We start from the raw sequence: 16,645 nt of genomic DNA on the forward strand, positions 1-16,645 counted from the left end.
TCCTTAGACTACTAGTTCGATTCGTTCTGAACAATCCGTTCCAAATATTGTTCCAGCCGCTGCTTAACTTCAGGCCATTCTTTGTCCAAAATGCTGTAGATGTAAGCATTGCGAATATATCCATCTGGAAGAACACGATCTTGGCGCAGTATGCCTTCTCTGACCGCACCTAATCGAGCGATAGCTTGATTAGAGCGTTCATTCCTCGTATCCGCTTTAAGCTGAACTCTGATTAGTTGTAACTGCTCAAAAGCATATTGCAGCAGCAAATATTTGCACTCCGTATTTACCCTTGAGCGCCACAATGCTGGTGTGTACCACGTCCAGCCAATTTCCAGTCCTTTATTTTGCAAATCCATATTCATAAAACGCGTACTACCTATGCACACATTCGTTTCTTTATTGAGCACAGCAAACGGATACTCAAAGCCTTGTTTCTTTCTAGACAGAGCTGCTTCGATCCAGCTACGCATATCATCCAATGAGTTCACGACAATCGGTAAGTACGTCCAAATCTCTTTATAGCAACCCGCTTCGTACAACTCCTCAGCATGATGTTGTTCCAGCGGCACTAAACGTACTCCCTCTCCTTCTAGAATGATAGATTCATTCATACGTCATTCACTCCTTCTCCATATAAAAATGGAAGCTCATACTAGATACCTTGTTCACCAATAGAGCAGATGAAGAGATGTGCAACATAACCTACACCTACAATGGCTGGAGAATTGCAATCTTGCGTATAAAGAAGCCGAGTGCGGCAAACACTCGGCTCGGTCATAGAAAGGAATGAAACATCCTCATTCCCTATTATTTAGTTTCAATATTATACCAATTATAATGGTTTGAGCATATGAATGTCGAGCGGTTCTTTGGCGAACAACTCCGAATCAACTTCATTCGTTAGATCACAGCCTTGATGCTTGTAAAAATAAACCGCAGATCGCGTCTCCGTCGAGGACACGTATAAATATTTCGCTCCTCTTTTACGCGCTTCATTACTAAGTTCATCCATGATTTTTGTGCCTATTCCCTGTCTGCGATAATTTCTAGATACATACATCAAATCGATGACGAGTCGATCTTGCTGCTCACCGCGAAATTCATGACCAAGTACACCAAATCCGATAAGCAGGTCTCCATCATAAGCCCCCAGAGCTGTTCCTCCATGGCTCAATTCATAGACGAATCGCTCCTGCAATTCAATCATCAAAGTATCATCCCAACTTGGACATTCATGACCCGCATTTCGTTCGATCAACTTGCCATCTTGCATTTCATACACATAATTAATCTCCTCTGAGCGATCAATCTGTACTAACTGATGTGCATCTTCTTTTTGCATCGATTTGTAAGTATACATCTTTCTCCTCCTTAATCATCGGAAGCCTAGAGCCATCCAAGTAAGTGGCTATATACAGCTCGTACTGTTGTTGGCATTCGGGTTGCGTTATACTGTAGCGCCGCATTTAACGGTCGCCATTGGCGTTATATTCACGAAATCGTCTGTATTAGAGTTTTAACGGTTGTACCAGCGCTTAATTAAGCAATACTAGCTACACCGTTCTCACTTGAAAATGACCCCGATCATGGCAAAACAAACGTTCATAATAAAATGCAAAATAGTAACGGGAAGCAATCCTCGCGAACGAATAGCGACGCCTCCCATTAACATGCCGAACAATGAAAACAGAGCACAAACTACCCAAGGAAAACCAATCGAATAGTGATAAAATCCAAATCCAATACTTGCAACGATAAGCCCTACTTTTTCCCCTGCAAAATCAACAAATCTAGGCAGTATCAAACCGCGCCACAATAGCTCTTCCAGCACAGCATTAACTAGGGCAAACAAACATCCAAAAAGAAGTATCCGATAAAACTCTTCCTGCCCATAATCGATAATAAAGCTAAAAGAAATCAAAATAATCGTGGTAGCAATCAAAAGAAATCTCCAAATCGGGTCCTGTATACCACGCCAAATGAACGGAGTACGGATCGTATTGCTAAAGTTACCGATAGATAAGTAATTCGTTTGAGGCTTATACCATTTCCAAAGTAGAAAATACGGAATAATAAATCCTAGTAGACTTAGTCGCGACCATACAATTTCGGCTTCACTCGATCCAGCGAATAGAGCAAGAATATAGTATTTTAAATAAAACGATAACCAATACCCCACGATATACACAAACGATGTTAACCATATACATTTATAATCACGTGTGGCAAACATGCTCACGACAAGCAGCAGTAATGCTAAGCATGCGCCTACGTACAGTGGAGTAATTTGTACAACAATAACAGACAGCACAAATGCGAACGCGATAAGCACCTTACTATGTACTAACTTTTCGCTTAACTTCTCTACGACTTGTTCCCCCTCACTCTATAACACGTAATTTCGGATACGTGCCAAGCCATTTTTTCTGATGTATTCTAGCATGGAAATAGTCCCTATCTTGAAAATAAGGGCTCCGACGAATCACTAGGCCAAACAAATCATCCAAACCATGCGGCGCAACTATCTGTATCTGATTCTCATCGTCCAAATAGATTCCTGTAGCTGTGGCCGTCTCAGGCCATCTTTTCATCGCGTCAACCACGGATGCATAAGGACTTGCATTATTTCTGAGATGCATTCTCGCTTGATTTTTGATCGACCAATTATAGTCCCCCACCTGCTCTCTTAATACAGCCTCATACTGCTTCTCTGTATCCTCACACAGATGATTTGGATCATAATAAAGAATATCCACATCATTCAATAAAGTAGGAGCAACGTATCCATGCATGTAATCCCATACCGCATTTCTGACGTATCCAGCAGCAATACACCAATGAGGTAAGTTTAGTTGTTTAACCAGGGCAAGGTCTCTTAGCAAGTGATTGTTAGCTCGCATAATGGTGATTAATTGTTCTTGCAGTAATCTCATCCCCTTATCAAAATGGACAAAATGCTAAGCATTTTCACGTTAATGTTCATCATCTTGGATCAACGCATGTTGTTACTTATGGATACCTGCCTTGCCGCGACAACTATCGAGCAGCATTATTAAATACGATACCTTGACCCGTCCAATCTTCCGTAACAACCTCTTTCAACTCAAATTTTCCATCCGTATACGCATGAATAACTTTTTCCCAAAATAACTTGGATACATCGTTCTTTCCGTGCTGCAGAACTTCCCAATTTCCTGTATACTTATCAAAAATATGCATTGCCGCTTCTATGCCAACTCCCGACTTTCGATATTTGCGCATAACAAAAAACTCGGCTATCGACTTGGCTGTTTCATTTGGATATAGACAACAATGCTCATTAATCATAATAAATCCGGCTAAATTACCGTTTACTTTAATAAAATAGGCATCTCGATCATCATCCGTCCAATAATGGTCGAAGTAGGTATATCCATACAAACCTAGCTTATTGACATCCCGATCATTAAATTCACTGAAATCATACTCATACAGCTCAAGCAATTGCCTAAGAATGGATTTTTCCTCTTCCTGTACTTCTACAATCTCAATTGCTCTATCATCTTCTTTATAAGGGTTCATATATAATACTCCTTTTCACAAAGCTAGAATTGATTGAAATCAAATTCAATTATGCTAGAGGGATAATCTGAAATCGCTTCACGACAACAGGGTCAATAAATTCGATATTTTGAATCTTTCTAGATTCTAATTCTTCTAACAGCCTCAAAAAGATTCGCCCAATGCATCATGTCTCCGGCAATCTTCGGTGTAAATCTCGTAACGCTTAATCAAATAATCCATCCAAATAATATCGTCTACATCTGGATGAAGATAAGAGAATAACGCTTTAGTATCTATGCACGGATTCGTGAGCATCGGCAAATGATTTCTCGCACATTCATAACGCAGCAAAGGAAGATCAAATTCATAACCAGCGTGCGTAATCAGCACACACCCTTCTGTAAATGCCGCAAATTCACGATAAATATCTTTCAGCACAGGAGCGCCTTCCAGATAGGTATTGTATACACCCGTAAATTGTTCAACCGCCTCTGGAATCGGCTTTGGCGATTGTACATACGAATTAAATGTTCTGGTCGTTTGAATACGATTATTTTCAATTATAATCGCGCCAATCTGTGTAATATGTTCCGTCTCATGGTTAATTCCTGTTGATTCAAAATCAAATACACAGTACCGCTGTGCTCTAAAATTATGTATCGCTACACCTGATACCGCGTAGTCTGTATCCGATATCATTTTAATTTCCATTATGCTCACCACCCACTATTATTTATTAAATCAAATTTGTAATATCTTTACAATAGTTTAACTAACAAGTACTTCAGTGTATAGTACGCCGTATAGAAAATAACCCTTTAAACAGGAAAACAGCTGGCTAGGAACAAACCCTAACCAGCTGCTTCAGAATTACTAACAGTCACAAGTAATCGGATAGCCACAATCTCTAATTTTGTACACTTTATTTCCCTTTGCGACACATTTAACCGTAGTACAGATGCAATTAGATGGCGTAAAAATCATGATATCAGCTCCTTGTCATAGTATCATTCAGCTTGAGTATGAAACATCATTGCATATAGACCGCCCATTTGCATGAGCTCTCTATGATTCCTTGTTCAAGGATACGCTTGATCCAGCACGAGAGTAAGACCCACATGCTTACAACTATCAAGCGGCGCATCTACCCCTGTAAATCCCCTAACCAGCTACTTCGGACTTACTAACAGTCGCAATAAATATTATCTCCACAATCTCTTATTCTGTACTGTCTCTTGTTTGTACATTTAATAGTAGTACAATAGCAACTAGATGGCGTAAATATCATGATATCACCTCCTTGTCATAGTATAATTCAGCTTGAGCATGAAACATCGTTGCATATAGACCGCCCATTTGCATGAGCTCTCTATGATTTCCTTGTTCAATAATGCGACCTTGATCTAGAACGAGAATAAGATCCGCATGCTTACAGCTACCAAGCCGATGAGAAACCATCAAAGAAATCTTATTTTCGGTTAAGGATGAGAATAAGCGATATAACTCAGCTTCCGCCATCGGATCCATAGAGGCTGTAGGCTCATCTAATACAACAATTTCGGCATCTCTGAAAAAAGCTCGACTAAGTGCAATCTTTTGCCATTGTCCTTGAGACAGCTCTTGTCCTCCTTCAAACATAACTCCGAGCGGTGTATCTACACCCTGTGATTGCTCAAGGACCCATCCTCCCAGACCACTTTTACGCGCTGCTTCTATCAATTCTTCCTCGTTTTCAATATGATTCAACTGACCGAATCCAATATTTTCACGCACAGACAATTGATATTGCATATAATCCTGAAAAACAGCTGTAATTCGCTGACGATACCTATCCGGATCAAGTCTATTTAGCGGCACTCCATCATACATGATTGTTCCTTCCTGAGGTGTGTATAATCCAATTAAACATTTCACTAATGTACTTTTCCCCGCTCCATTGTGACCAACAATGGCTACTCGCTGCCCCGGTCTAATTTGTACGGATATCTCTTTTAAAATTGGTTTTGTTGAATTCGGGTATTGAAATGTTATCTCTTGAGCTTCAATGCCCTTGTGCAAGGGCCAAGTCAACATCAGAGAATTCTCCGGTATTTCCTCCTCTTTCATCTTCATAAACAAAATCCATTCGCCTACGTGTAGGGCATCTTGATAAAAATGAGATAAATTACGTGCCATCACTTCAGAGTTTTGTTGTGATCCACGAATCGCTTGAGTAATGGAGACAAATGACCCGATAGATAAAGCTCCACCTGCACATAACCATACTAATAACATACTTACTGCGTATAAAGCCCCCTCAACGACACCCTCTTGAACCGCATTAAACCTCATGCCCCTCGTCTGTAACTCAATTTGCTCTTCTGCATTTTTCCAATAGAGCTTAGCCCATACTTGACGCAGATAAGAAGCTATCCCATAAATACGAATTTCTTTAGCAGAATCTCGCCCAGTCAACAACGAGAACATATAACGGGATTTACGAAGTACCGTGGTTTGGCTAATCATTTGCCAAAAATGGGCTTGTCCGATGCGAATATTGATGATAAAAGAAGGAATTACAATAAGGAGAAGCGCTATTGCCATGGACCAGTGGAACCCGATAAGTACAAGGAATATGGCGACAAATGAAAAGCAATCTCTACCTAGTGAAAATAACTCCTGAATAACGGTCATGGCACGATTGCTTATCCCGTTAGAGACTCTTTGTAATCGGTCATAATAGTCTGGTTGATCGTAGGTTATCAATGGGAGTTTGACTGCTTTATCTGCTATTTGTGCTTCAATGTGATACGCCATCTTCATTCTTAGACGTAAAGAAATTCGATCAGTTAGAAAAGTAATAGCTAGTAGACCAATAAGCAGTACGGATTGTAGGGTAATCCAAACGAAGGTTTCATAAACAGCATTTCCTTTCTGTCCTTCCGATGTGGTAATTTGAGCTAACGCATTGATAACACCTTCTGTCACATATATCTGTATGGCTGGAATTATCGCCACGATAGTAAATAACGCCACTGTGAACACGAACATTCCTCGCTCAAATTTCCACAACATACCGACGATAACTACGGCTGCCTTCCAAGCGGAGCGCTGACTACTATCCTCCAGTGAACTCCCCTCCGTCAACTTCGAATTTATTTAAGCGGATCGTGCCATTTGTAACAGTATTTTCAAATCATCTTCCGAGCTTACCGATCCTTTAGCTACCACTTTCCCCTCTTTGTTTAAAAAGTAGGCAAAAGGAAGCACATTCACATTAAAGTTAGGCAAATCTTCATCCTCAATTTGAGAAATAGGTGTTTTTATCTTAAATTCGTTAACTTTCTCCGTAATCGTTTCCATATCTCCTACCATAAGACTGACGACTTTTAGCTGAGGTTGTTTTTCTTGAAATGGAGTTAACGTTGGGTATAGTGATGCACAATATGCACAGCTTGTAGAGGTGAACGTTACGATCGTGCCTTCTGTACTTGGACGAACTAAAGATATCATTTCTCCCGACATACTTGGCAAACTTAGTAAAGGAAAATCTTCCCCTTTCGAAAAACCCTTATCCGTGTTATAAAGCTCCCTTTTAATAGAACGTTGGTAGACTTGTGTCAAAGAGATCGTGACCACAATTAGCATCACAAACATAACAAGTTGGGCCCATTGCATGATATTCATTACGTCACCTCACTTTTTGAGCATTGTCTTGCGAAACTGATGCATCGCGCTAAGCAACCCGTATCCTGTCACTATCGATAATGTGATAAATAAGGCAGCTAGCCATTCTTGCATTTGTGCAGCTTGAAGCCCTGTCGGCTGCGAGTAAACAAATAAGTAGATAACCATTGCTGCAAGCAATAGGATTCTAGCCATCGTCTTCACTCCAAATTGTTCAGGCAGAAGATTTCCAAAACAATTACAGTCTAGTTCTTTGCCTCTCGCTCGCCACACTGACCAGCTAAAGCTTAGCAATAGTGCTCCGATACCGATTTGACCCACTATACGTGTTTCCTCTACTATTATCAGAATCGCAACGATGAATTCAGTAGCGGGAACTACTCGGTTACCTAAGAGCACCAACTTCCTAGCCACACCAAGTTGTTCAAGCGTTCTTCGGAATGGTAACGGATTCATAAACTTAGAAGCTGCACTCGCCAGAAAAATAATTGAGAGAAAGATTTGTATAAATGCTGCTAGGTTCAATTTCATCCCCCCCTAAGTAGGTTAGCTCTGTTACATCCATAATAGTTTCATTTGGAAATTGATATAAGTACTAACTTTTTTAGGTACCCTTTTGTGAAATACCCAAAATAATGGTAGTAAATAACACTCTCCAAGGACTTTACTAGAGCAGGAACCGTAAATGTGCTTCTCCCATTTATGTATGTAACATTTTTTTATGATGAGCAAGTTGTGCCGCTTCCTTGCTAGAATTAACTTGAAGCTTTTTTAGAATTCGATTGATATGATTTTTGACGGTTCTCTCAGCAATGCAGAGCTCTTCTTGTACTCGCGACAACGTATATCCTTTATAAACTAAACGAAGTATTTCTTTTTCCATGTGAGTTAATACTTTTGAGCGGGATTCATATAGTAAGCGGGAGTGGTTTTCTATTAGGAGCTGTACGGAAGAATTTGACCATAGAGGGTTACACTTCATTGTATGTCTTATAATGCTGGGCAGTTCATGAAGGTAACTTTTACCCAAAAAGTTGTTCATACCTGCTTGATTGGCTTCAATCATCCATTCTAGATCGACATGAGATGACAACACAACAATAGGACAATTAAACTCCTCCTTGATTTTCCGTAAGAGCTCTAGCCCCGAGAAATGACCCTCTTCATGCACATCTACTACAGCAGCATCAATACAATCTGAACAATTAGAGATACATTCTTGAAAATTTTCTAGCCTATTTATATGACATTGAACAATCCAGTTTTCCCTATCACACTCTAGCTGGTTACGAATACGTTCCCCCCACTTTGGACAGCCTTCAACGAGAATTAGTTTCTTTTCCATTTAATTATCCACCTTCTTGCACAATGCTGCTTGGTGGTTGTCTGCCCTACGTCTAATGTCTGTGTTCCTCCTGCATTGCCGCCAGTAGCGGTGCTTCAAGTAAAAACGATGACCAAGATAAACATGAACAGGTCTAACAGCATTTTTCATTGTTTTTTCCTCCCTATGATCTATCTTTCCGCGATTATCCCGTAGCGTTGCACCATCAGTATAATGTGGAGATATATGAGGAATTAGATAGACTTTTATTGAAGTTGTAAAAAACTCAAAACAAGAATTATCAGAGGTGAATAGCTTCCTGTGCGGCTATAAAACTGTGGGTGTGGTCTTACTATAATGAGTACATGTGACCAGCGTGTGTACGACGTGTGTAATTTTTATGATGCCCTTAGTCTACAGTCGATAAATAAAGATAAAATAAAGATCCGTTTAAGAAAAAATAAAGTATATTCTTTTAACCGGTATAGAACATATATCGAAGAGAAGCCGATGTGCTTTCACCAAATCTGTTGACCCGGGTTACATTTACCATAATTTTCACATTGCCTTCACTTGATGAATATGATAAATTATATTCTTGTAAGGCAAACGTTATGGCGATCGTGGCGAAGTGGTTAACGCACCGGTTTGTGGATCCGGCATTCGGGGGTTCAATTCCCCTCGGTCGCCCCATACGATTTGCCGATGTGGTGGAATTGGCAGACACGCCGCACTCAAAATGCGGTGCCGCAAGGCTTGCCGGTTCGAGTCCGGCCATCGGTATTACAGTAAAAAGAGCTATAAAATGATTGGTAACCAATCATTTTATAGCTCTTTTTCTATTCATGGACTGCTTGTTGATTAGCTGCTTTGCAGGAATGCTTATCTTTTTTCTTTAGAATAATAACGTTATATCCCTATTATCTAAAACGCTTGCCTACTTCCTCTGCTTTTGAATATACGTATAGCAAACGAATTGCAACATTCTAATAACCACATAATATACGAGTGCAAATGCTCCTCCATACAGAATGGTCCCGATTTCGAATCCCTTATAAGACAACCCGGTTAATAAACCAAAGAAGATAAATACCGTTATAAATCCCCCGGCAATGTATAACAGTGCGGCAATCATTTCTCTTATAAAAGCACTTACTTTCATTGTTCTTAGTTTATTATCAACTTCTATTGAATACAGAACGGCCACTACGATATAAATCAATAATAAAAATATAAATGGGGCTATAAAATTATCTGAAAATGAAATGTAGTACGTATTAGGAACACGCTCGGATTCAGGAACCGTATTTATATAGGCTAATGTGAAACTAATTAGGAGTGAAGAAAGAAATGAACTAGCTACTCTGATAAATACGTTCATATTTTCCTCCTAGAAAAATGATGAGTTATCGCATGAACAATAACTCTTACACCTTATTCCTTAACTCATAATATGCATCTCGCAGCCACGGATGAACCACCTTCAACTGCTGTCGTCGCTGCCATAAATAGTCGATATAGCTAAAACAAGCATGATCTAGCGATCGTTCCAGTGCCTGTTTAATCTCATTCAAATAAGGTGGATTTCCTGGTTGATCCCAAGCAATCTTATCCGCTACAAATAATACTTTATCTAGCTCCGTCGGATTAGCTCGCAAAGTCGTATGGCATCCTGCGGCATTTACAATTTGATGGTCATCCACTTTAAAAAGGTTAATCGCCATTTGTCTGGACAGCTTCTGATGAATAATCATCGGAAAAGCCTCTTCCTCTGGAAGCACCTCAATGCCGAGTTCCTTTGCAGCAGCAATACGTTCTTCATTCGGAATAACCGCGCTAATATCATGCAAATAGCCGCTGCATGCAGCCGCATTAGGATCAACACCATATTGCAGAGCAATTTTACGAGTTTCATCCCCTACATCTAAGCAATGCTGTGCAGTATCTGGACGACCATTGTCCACAAGAAACTGGTATGTATCATGACGTAAATCTCCCGTTAACGGTTTTACGATTAGCTGTTGATAGCACCCCATCTTATTTTCTCCCCTCTATTCCAATAAGGCTAGCCATCTATGTTCCAATTCCAATCATAGCAATGTACTAGCCTTTATTTTTCTTTTACGTTCAAACCATTACCTCGCTAAACGCAGCACATACATACCTCTGCCGATCAGCCCAACTGGATCATATTCCACTTTCATCCCTAACGCTTCAAAGGCTTGTGTTAGTTCCTCTTGTCCAAACAACCCTAACTCATGTCGTTCCTTCCTATGCTCAATACCTGTCTTCGAACCGATCAAATATTCAAAGTTCAGGATCGATAAGCCATGTTCCGTATCCGCATGAGTCATTCGGCAAATTTGATACTCCTCCGTTTGATGCTGAATCATCGATACGAATCCTGGCTGCCACACCTCAGGAGTAAACCATGGTTCAATTAAAATCAGGCCACCATCCTCTAAATGATTGCTGAACTGCTGCACCGTACGTACAACAGCATCCAATGTTTTCGCATATGCTATCGAGCTAAAGAAGCACATTACCACATCATATTTACGTCCTACATCAAACTGAGTCATATCTTCACACCAGAAGCTTGAATCTGGATTTCTATGCTGCGCAAGCGCTACAAACTCCTTATTCAGATCAATTCCATCCACTCTGTAAGCTCGATTCAAATATTCAACATGCCTGCCTGTTCCGCAAGCTACGTCTAATACCGTCCTTACACCAGAATGACGACTGTGAATATAATCGCGAATCTGCTCCGCTTCTTGCTCATAATCTTTAAAACTGTAAATAACATCGTACAATTGTGCGCTCTTATCGAACATTTCCTCCAACTCCCTTAGCTTTCTTTAGCAAATTTGTTAGCGTTATATTCGTGCGAACGATTCCGTGGAATGGATAAGCTGTCCCAACTGCCCTTTTTCAGCAGCTTTGCTGCATACACAATTTGCCCAACGTGATACGGGTAGTGTGCCAACTGCCGATTGATAGCCTCCATGACGGTATGTCCTTCATTTCGAATATAAATGATATGCAATAGTTGATCTGGCGCAATAGATTCAAGAGCATTAAACAAACATGTCCAACCTTCGTTCCATTTCTGAAGAAGCTTCTCTTTCGTCTGAATATCATTTTCAAATTCTGAATCTCTGTCACGCCAAGTTTTTTCTCCATCTGTTGTTAGGAAATCCGTCCATCTTGAAAGCATATTGCCCCAAAGGTGCTTCACAATCGTGGCGATGCTATTGGAGTCCTCATGCACAGCCATAAATAATTGCTCTGGTTCTACTTGCTCCATCGCTTTTTCGCCAAGCATTTTATAGTAAAGAAACTGCTTCTTGATACTATCCAAATAGACTTGCTGTTCCACCATGATCGCCTCCTATGAAGATTGTGAATCTATCTTTCCTTCTATTTATTCTTCTACCAAGAAAATAGAATCGACGATAATCGGAAGATTGTCTCTAACCGATACAGCCCCAAGTACCGATCTTGCATGTACACCTTTTTCCGCAAACACCTCGTACATGAGATCGGAATATCCATTCAGAACCTTTGCATGCTCTTCAAATTCAGGCACTGCATTAATAAATCCCTGCACTTTGACGACTCTTTTTACTCGATCTAACGTACCTAGCGCATCCTTGACCACAGCGAGCACTTCAATCGCTGCTTCCCGCGCAAATTGGTAGCCTTCTTCAGCGGTATATTCTCTACCTAGTTTTCCTTTCGGCTTGCCTGACGGCCCTTTTCCTGAAATAAACATCAATCCGTTTACAATGACGTAATTCGCATAGCTTCCAGCAGGGTTACTTACTTCCGGCAGTACAATTCCCATCTCTTTAAGTTTGGATTCAGTAAGTGTTGTCATATTTGTTCCTTCTTTCTATAAATTATGGTTTACTTTTGTATAAGATCAGATGGAATTAACCCCTCTTCCTCACTGTGGTAGCTCCAACAAACAATGGTTGCGCTATCCTTGCCAGCCATACGATACACATGTTGGAGAACTTCATCCACACACACTGAAGCTGGCCGGTCCTTATACAGCGCTTCATACAAGTGATTGGAATTGTCAAAATAGTTATCATCCGTATCCAGCACACCATCTGTCAGCACAACGATTTCATTACGTCCCTTCCTTAGCTGCCTTCTTCCCACCGTATAGCACGGGACTGGTAATGCAAAGCTGTTCACATGGCCTACCCATTCAAAAAACTGCCTTTGGTTAAGCGCAGCTTGACCTAGTCGCTTCAAGTCAGGATGAAGCACATAGGCAGCACAATCTCCCACCGATAACCACCACACATACGGCCCACGTTGATAGACGAGCATACAGGCAGTTTCGCCTTTCATACTGCGGTAAGCCTCTATCGATGATTCATTTTGAAAGAGGTGGACAAAGAAAGATTCTAATTTTGTAAAAGCATCGTCACTACGTAATAGAACCAACAACTGTTCCCGCTTCTGCTCCACAGCCTCCATCAACCATTCAGCACTTTCTGCGCTATAATGAGCGTCCAACAGCATCGTGAATACCCACTCTCCCTGTGGATCAACGAGTACCAATACACCGTCTTCATTTTTACATGAACCCGCTCCTGTATGCCCGCCATAGCAACCAATCGTCACTTGCCCAATGGAGCTCACATGCACCTCATTCAAATAAAGCTCGTCTTTGCCCAGCCAACTATATTTCATAAGGTAGTGCCTCCTCTGAAAAGTAAGACGTAGAATTCATATATTGCAGTTAATTTTTACTAGATTATAAAATTATCGTACCAAATTTACCCACAAGGGCGCAATTCAACTTTCTACTTACATCTTTACTATGAAAAAAGAAATCAAAAAGACCCAGAGCATTCACTTATTTAAGCAAACACTCTTGGGTCTTCAATTAGCTAAATGGTGAAACCGATAATTTCCTACTTGCAGTTTTTCATTTCTGCCTTATTTATCTACAATCCATTATTGAAATTGTTTCGTTTCCTCTTCAACCCTATCACAGCAGGAATGAGTACTAACGAAAGTAATCCCCCTATAAACGAAAGCGTACCGAAGCTGTAATGTGCCGCAACAACACCCGACACAACCCCGCCCGATGCACCTGCCAATGCAACTAACACATCGACTGATCCTTGTGTCTTCGCACGTGTACTCGTTTCCGTTCCATCAACAATAAGAGCCGTACCACTAATAAGTCCAAAGTTCCAACCGAGTCCAAGCAGTGCCAGCGCTGCGATCAGCAAAGGCAGTGAATCGGGAGGAGCCAACGCTGCCAGTACACCTGAAGTTAGAAGGGTTATACCTGCCGCGACAATAATAGCCGTTCGTCCTAGCCTATCTACTAAAATACCTGTAATGAGCGAAGGAAGATACATGGCTCCGACATGAATGCCTATTACAAGTCCGACGTCACTCAATCCATGCCCATGATGCATCATATGAATCGGCGTCATCGTCATAATCGCGACCATCGTCAGTTGTGTTACTACCATAACCGTTGCGCCAATAGCAACAGCCCTTTTGTTTATACCAGCTGCGTGCGTGTGTACCTGAGCGTTATCGCGATTAATAGCCTGCTGGCTTGCAGCTGCGATTTCTTTTGCCAGCACCAATGGATCAGGACGTAGGAACAGGAACAGCACAAGACCTGCAAGTATGTATGCTACTGCACCAAGTATAAATGGCCCAGCCAGTGCAGGCACGCCAATGGAAACAGCGAATTCCCCCATCACCTCTACCAAGTTAGGTCCCGCTACAGCGCCAAAAGTCGTTGACACCATCGCTATACTAATCGCAGTAGCTCGCTGATGCGGCAATGCCAAGTCTGTTCCCGCATATCGCGCCTGCAAGTTGGTAGCAGTGCCCACGCCATACACGAGTAATGAAGCGAACAACAATACAATATTGCTATATATAGCAGCAAACACAATACCGATCGCACCGATACCACCAGTCATAAATCCAGTTACTAGGCCTGCTCGTCGACTGTAACGTTGTGAGAGTCGACCGACCATAAGTGCTGCTACTGCGGACCCAAGTGTAAACAAGGCAACTGGAACTCCCGCATAACTATCTGTCCCAAGCATTTCCTGAGCTAGCAATGCCCCAACCGTAATTCCTGCTGCTAATCCAGCTCCTCCGAACATTTGCGAGATAACGATAACGATTAAGGTACGTTTAAATAATTTTCGATGATGCTCTGGTGATACAATACCGTTCATTTTGACACCCCTTCTATCTCTATGAATGGCATTATTATAAACTAAAAATAACCAGTGAACGAGAAGTTTATCCCTTCAACCTCTTATTTGTATGTAAAAAATTACTCGGCGCTTAGTCGAATCAAAATTATTTTTACGTCTTTGATTTAGTCCATACCCAATCAATTCGCTCTTATAGTATAGTAAAATTGCATTCCAGCCATATTACAACAAATCCTTCACTTTAGGATGCAATTAACCCCTGCACAAGTTTTGGATTCATCCACTTTAATCCCGTTTAAAAAATGTTATAAGGCTCTTTCTCTGCATACTCATAATTAGACTAGCATTCACAGTTGATTTTACTAATCTTAAAATCTAATATCTACTCTCATCATAGAAAGGGATGGAATCACATGAATACATATAGCAATTGGAGTCTGCAATACATAGATGGCGAATGGCGCGAAGGGAACAGTACTACTATTTATGAAAATAGAAATCCGTATAACGATGAAATCGTCTCAACGATCAAACTGGCTAACAAAATTGATGTTCAAGAAGCTTACGCTGCCGCACAAAAAGCACAGCCTGCATGGGAATCTGTAAATGCTTTTCATAAAGCAGAAGTGTTTGAAAATGCCGTTGCTATTATGAAGGCACGTCGTGAAGAAATATGTGAGCTCCTTATTAAAGAAACGGGTTCTACCTATGCCAAAGCCAGCGTTGAATTAGATTTTTGTATTTCCATTACGAGAGAAGCAGCTAATTTCCCCATGCAAATGAGTGCAGAAATGGTTCCCTCCCTTTTTCCTGGTAAAGAAAATCGAGTTTACCGTCGCCCTGTCGGTGTTGTTGGCGTCATTAGCCCATTTAACTTCCCCATGTACTTATCTATGCGCTCAGTTGCACCTGCACTTGCAGCAGGAAATAGTGTCGTCCTGAAACCTGATGAACAAACCTGTATTAGCGGAGGCCTATTACTAGCAAAAATTTTCGAAGAAGCAGGCCTTCCAAAAGGACTTCTACATGTGACAGTCGCATCGATAAGTGAAATTGAGGACAGCTTCACAGAAAACCCAATTCCACGAGTCATTTCATTTACCGGTTCCACTCCAGCAGGACTTCATATTGCTCAAATTTGTGCCAGAACGATGAAAAAAGCAGCTCTAGAGCTAGGAGGCAACAATCCCTTACTCGTTCTAGAAGATGCAGATGTAGAACGAGCCGTTCGATCAGCTATTTACGGAAAGTTCTTTCATAACGGTCAGATCTGTATGGCCATCAATCGCATCCTTGTCCATGAACGTATTTATCAAACATTCGTAGATAAACTCGTTGAAGCAGCTAAAAAAATTAAGGTTGGGGACCCTCGCGATCATGCCAATATGATCGGTCCACTCATTAACCGAAAAGCGGTCGAACGGATTACGGCAACGATTACAAAGGCGAAAGAAGAAGGCGCACAAGTAGTGTTAGAAGGCCACGTTGATGGAAACGTCATGTCTCCATTCATTTTAACTTCCAATACCAATGACGTTGCAACCGCTCAACACGAAATGTTTGGGCCCGTTGTGACGATCATTCCTTTTAAAACGGAGCAAGAAGGTATTGCTATTGCTAACGATAGTCCTTATGGGTTGAGTGCTGCCGTGCATGCAGGTTCTATTGAAAAAGGAGTTCAGGTGGCCAAACAGATTGTATCTGGCATGGTTCACGTCAATGACCAGAGTGTGAATGATGAGCCACTCATTGCTTTTGGCGGAGAAAAAATGTCTGGATTAGGCCGTTTTGGCGGCAAATGGTCTCTAGAGGAGTTTACGACTTTACAGTGGATTTCTACGCAAAATGAGCCGCGTGAATATCCATTTTAAGTAGATGATGAAGTAAG

The 16,645-nt window shown here is 41.1% G+C and carries 19 protein-coding genes and 2 tRNA genes; 3 read left to right on the forward strand and 18 right to left on the reverse strand.

Annotation, left to right across the window (positions count from 1 at the left end):
* Positions 1-11 precede the first annotated feature (11 nt).
* The 11 genes from FPZ44_RS15735 to FPZ44_RS26505 form a co-directional block, all read right to left on the reverse strand.
* The gene (locus tag FPZ44_RS15735; protein WP_144991481.1) at positions 12-614 is read right to left on the reverse strand and encodes a GNAT family N-acetyltransferase; all 603 of its coding nucleotides are present in this window, start codon (positions 612-614) and stop codon (positions 12-14) included.
* Between the two features lie 221 nt (positions 615-835).
* On the reverse strand, positions 836-1,363 hold the full coding sequence (locus FPZ44_RS15740) for a GNAT family N-acetyltransferase (RefSeq protein WP_144991482.1): 528 nt from the start codon (positions 1,361-1,363) through the stop codon (positions 836-838).
* Between the two features lie 204 nt (positions 1,364-1,567).
* The gene (locus FPZ44_RS15745; RefSeq protein ID WP_261378343.1) at positions 1,568-2,335 is read right to left on the reverse strand and encodes a CPBP family intramembrane glutamic endopeptidase; all 768 of its coding nucleotides are present in this window, start codon (positions 2,333-2,335) and stop codon (positions 1,568-1,570) included.
* A 49-nt stretch (positions 2,336-2,384) separates the two neighbouring features.
* Complete coding sequence (locus tag FPZ44_RS15750; RefSeq protein ID WP_144991483.1) at positions 2,385-2,936, reverse strand: nucleotidyltransferase family protein; 552 nt, start codon at positions 2,934-2,936, stop codon at positions 2,385-2,387.
* 103 nt (positions 2,937-3,039) lie between these two features.
* The gene (locus FPZ44_RS15755) at positions 3,040-3,564 is read right to left on the reverse strand and encodes a GNAT family N-acetyltransferase (RefSeq protein ID WP_144991484.1); all 525 of its coding nucleotides are present in this window, start codon (positions 3,562-3,564) and stop codon (positions 3,040-3,042) included.
* A gap of 144 nt (positions 3,565-3,708) precedes the next feature.
* Positions 3,709-4,257, reverse strand: a complete 549-nt coding sequence (locus FPZ44_RS15760) for a 3'-5' exonuclease (protein WP_144991485.1) — start codon at positions 4,255-4,257, stop codon at positions 3,709-3,711.
* A gap of 573 nt (positions 4,258-4,830) precedes the next feature.
* Positions 4,831-6,570, reverse strand: coding sequence for an ABC transporter ATP-binding protein (locus tag FPZ44_RS15765; RefSeq protein WP_186786070.1), 1,740 nt, complete (start codon positions 6,568-6,570; stop codon positions 4,831-4,833).
* A 114-nt stretch (positions 6,571-6,684) separates the two neighbouring features.
* Positions 6,685-7,212: a TlpA family protein disulfide reductase gene (locus tag FPZ44_RS15770; RefSeq protein WP_144991487.1), complete on the reverse strand. Its 528-nt coding sequence runs from the start codon at positions 7,210-7,212 to the stop codon at positions 6,685-6,687.
* A gap of 9 nt (positions 7,213-7,221) precedes the next feature.
* Positions 7,222-7,737, reverse strand: coding sequence for a MauE/DoxX family redox-associated membrane protein (locus tag FPZ44_RS15775; protein WP_222429804.1), 516 nt, complete (start codon positions 7,735-7,737; stop codon positions 7,222-7,224).
* A 175-nt stretch (positions 7,738-7,912) separates the two neighbouring features.
* Complete coding sequence (locus FPZ44_RS15780; protein WP_144991489.1) at positions 7,913-8,557, reverse strand: response regulator transcription factor; 645 nt, start codon at positions 8,555-8,557, stop codon at positions 7,913-7,915.
* Complete coding sequence (locus FPZ44_RS26505) at positions 8,558-8,707, reverse strand: hypothetical protein (protein WP_186786071.1); 150 nt, start codon at positions 8,705-8,707, stop codon at positions 8,558-8,560. It abuts the gene before it with no gap.
* A gap of 446 nt (positions 8,708-9,153) precedes the next feature.
* On the opposite strand from FPZ44_RS26505, the gene FPZ44_RS15785 reads away from it, so the two are divergent.
* Positions 9,154-9,229 (forward strand) — tRNA-His (locus FPZ44_RS15785).
* Between the two features lie 8 nt (positions 9,230-9,237).
* Positions 9,238-9,319, forward strand: a tRNA-Leu gene (locus tag FPZ44_RS15790).
* A 154-nt stretch (positions 9,320-9,473) separates the two neighbouring features.
* Here the strand turns inward: FPZ44_RS15790 and FPZ44_RS15795 are convergent.
* The 7 genes from FPZ44_RS15795 to FPZ44_RS15825 form a co-directional block, all read right to left on the reverse strand.
* Entirely contained in the window at positions 9,474-9,917 is a 444-nt protein-coding gene (locus FPZ44_RS15795) for a hypothetical protein (protein ID WP_144991490.1), read from the reverse strand.
* Positions 9,918-9,963: 46 nt separating this feature from the next.
* Complete coding sequence (locus FPZ44_RS15800) at positions 9,964-10,572, reverse strand: HD domain-containing protein (RefSeq protein ID WP_144991491.1); 609 nt, start codon at positions 10,570-10,572, stop codon at positions 9,964-9,966.
* A 99-nt stretch (positions 10,573-10,671) separates the two neighbouring features.
* Positions 10,672-11,373 carry a class I SAM-dependent methyltransferase gene (locus FPZ44_RS15805; protein WP_144991492.1) on the reverse strand — a complete coding sequence of 234 codons (702 nt, stop codon included), beginning with the start codon at positions 11,371-11,373 and terminating at the stop codon, positions 10,672-10,674.
* A gap of 14 nt (positions 11,374-11,387) precedes the next feature.
* Positions 11,388-11,921 carry a DUF1572 family protein gene (locus FPZ44_RS15810; protein ID WP_144991493.1) on the reverse strand — a complete coding sequence of 178 codons (534 nt, stop codon included), beginning with the start codon at positions 11,919-11,921 and terminating at the stop codon, positions 11,388-11,390.
* A 42-nt stretch (positions 11,922-11,963) separates the two neighbouring features.
* On the reverse strand, positions 11,964-12,419 hold the full coding sequence (locus tag FPZ44_RS15815) for a RidA family protein (protein ID WP_144991494.1): 456 nt from the start codon (positions 12,417-12,419) through the stop codon (positions 11,964-11,966).
* 29 nt (positions 12,420-12,448) lie between these two features.
* Entirely contained in the window at positions 12,449-13,249 is an 801-nt protein-coding gene (locus FPZ44_RS15820; protein WP_144991495.1) for a PP2C family serine/threonine-protein phosphatase, read from the reverse strand.
* 257 nt (positions 13,250-13,506) lie between these two features.
* Positions 13,507-14,775, reverse strand: a complete 1,269-nt coding sequence (locus FPZ44_RS15825; RefSeq protein WP_144991496.1) for an MFS transporter — start codon at positions 14,773-14,775, stop codon at positions 13,507-13,509.
* A gap of 395 nt (positions 14,776-15,170) precedes the next feature.
* Here FPZ44_RS15825 and FPZ44_RS15830 point away from each other — a divergent pair, with 395 nt between their 5' ends.
* Positions 15,171-16,628, forward strand: a complete 1,458-nt coding sequence (locus tag FPZ44_RS15830; protein ID WP_144991497.1) for an aldehyde dehydrogenase family protein — start codon at positions 15,171-15,173, stop codon at positions 16,626-16,628.
* Positions 16,629-16,645: the final 17 nt, after the last annotated feature.

Source organism: Paenibacillus agilis (assembly GCF_007786455.1).
Lineage (GTDB): Bacteria > Bacillota > Bacilli > Paenibacillales > Paenibacillaceae > Paenibacillus_B > Paenibacillus_B agilis.

Excerpts from the sequence above, each read along its gene's own strand:
- FPZ44_RS15735 (WP_144991481.1), bottom strand. The coding sequence starts at position 614 with ATGAATGAATCTATCATTCTAGAAGGAGAGGGAGTACGTTTAGTGCCG.
- FPZ44_RS15740 (WP_144991482.1), bottom strand. The coding sequence starts at position 1,363 with ATGTATACTTACAAATCGATGCAAAAAGAAGATGCACATCAGTTAGTA.
- FPZ44_RS15750 (WP_144991483.1), bottom strand. The coding sequence starts at position 2,936 with ATGAGATTACTGCAAGAACAATTAATCACCATTATGCGAGCTAACAAT.
- FPZ44_RS15755 (WP_144991484.1), bottom strand. The coding sequence starts at position 3,564 with ATGAACCCTTATAAAGAAGATGATAGAGCAATTGAGATTGTAGAAGTA.
- FPZ44_RS15760 (WP_144991485.1), bottom strand. The coding sequence starts at position 4,257 with ATGGAAATTAAAATGATATCGGATACAGACTACGCGGTATCAGGTGTA.
- FPZ44_RS15770 (WP_144991487.1), bottom strand. The coding sequence starts at position 7,212 with ATGAATATCATGCAATGGGCCCAACTTGTTATGTTTGTGATGCTAATT.
- FPZ44_RS15780 (WP_144991489.1), bottom strand. The coding sequence starts at position 8,557 with ATGGAAAAGAAACTAATTCTCGTTGAAGGCTGTCCAAAGTGGGGGGAA.
- FPZ44_RS26505 (WP_186786071.1), bottom strand. The coding sequence starts at position 8,707 with ATGAAAAATGCTGTTAGACCTGTTCATGTTTATCTTGGTCATCGTTTT.
- FPZ44_RS15795 (WP_144991490.1), bottom strand. The coding sequence starts at position 9,917 with ATGAACGTATTTATCAGAGTAGCTAGTTCATTTCTTTCTTCACTCCTA.
- FPZ44_RS15800 (WP_144991491.1), bottom strand. The coding sequence starts at position 10,572 with ATGGGGTGCTATCAACAGCTAATCGTAAAACCGTTAACGGGAGATTTA.
- FPZ44_RS15805 (WP_144991492.1), bottom strand. The coding sequence starts at position 11,373 with ATGTTCGATAAGAGCGCACAATTGTACGATGTTATTTACAGTTTTAAA.
- FPZ44_RS15810 (WP_144991493.1), bottom strand. The coding sequence starts at position 11,921 with ATGGTGGAACAGCAAGTCTATTTGGATAGTATCAAGAAGCAGTTTCTT.
- FPZ44_RS15815 (WP_144991494.1), bottom strand. The coding sequence starts at position 12,419 with ATGACAACACTTACTGAATCCAAACTTAAAGAGATGGGAATTGTACTG.
- FPZ44_RS15820 (WP_144991495.1), bottom strand. The coding sequence starts at position 13,249 with ATGAAATATAGTTGGCTGGGCAAAGACGAGCTTTATTTGAATGAGGTG.
- FPZ44_RS15825 (WP_144991496.1), bottom strand. The coding sequence starts at position 14,775 with ATGAACGGTATTGTATCACCAGAGCATCATCGAAAATTATTTAAACGT.
- FPZ44_RS15830 (WP_144991497.1), top strand. The coding sequence starts at position 15,171 with ATGAATACATATAGCAATTGGAGTCTGCAATACATAGATGGCGAATGG.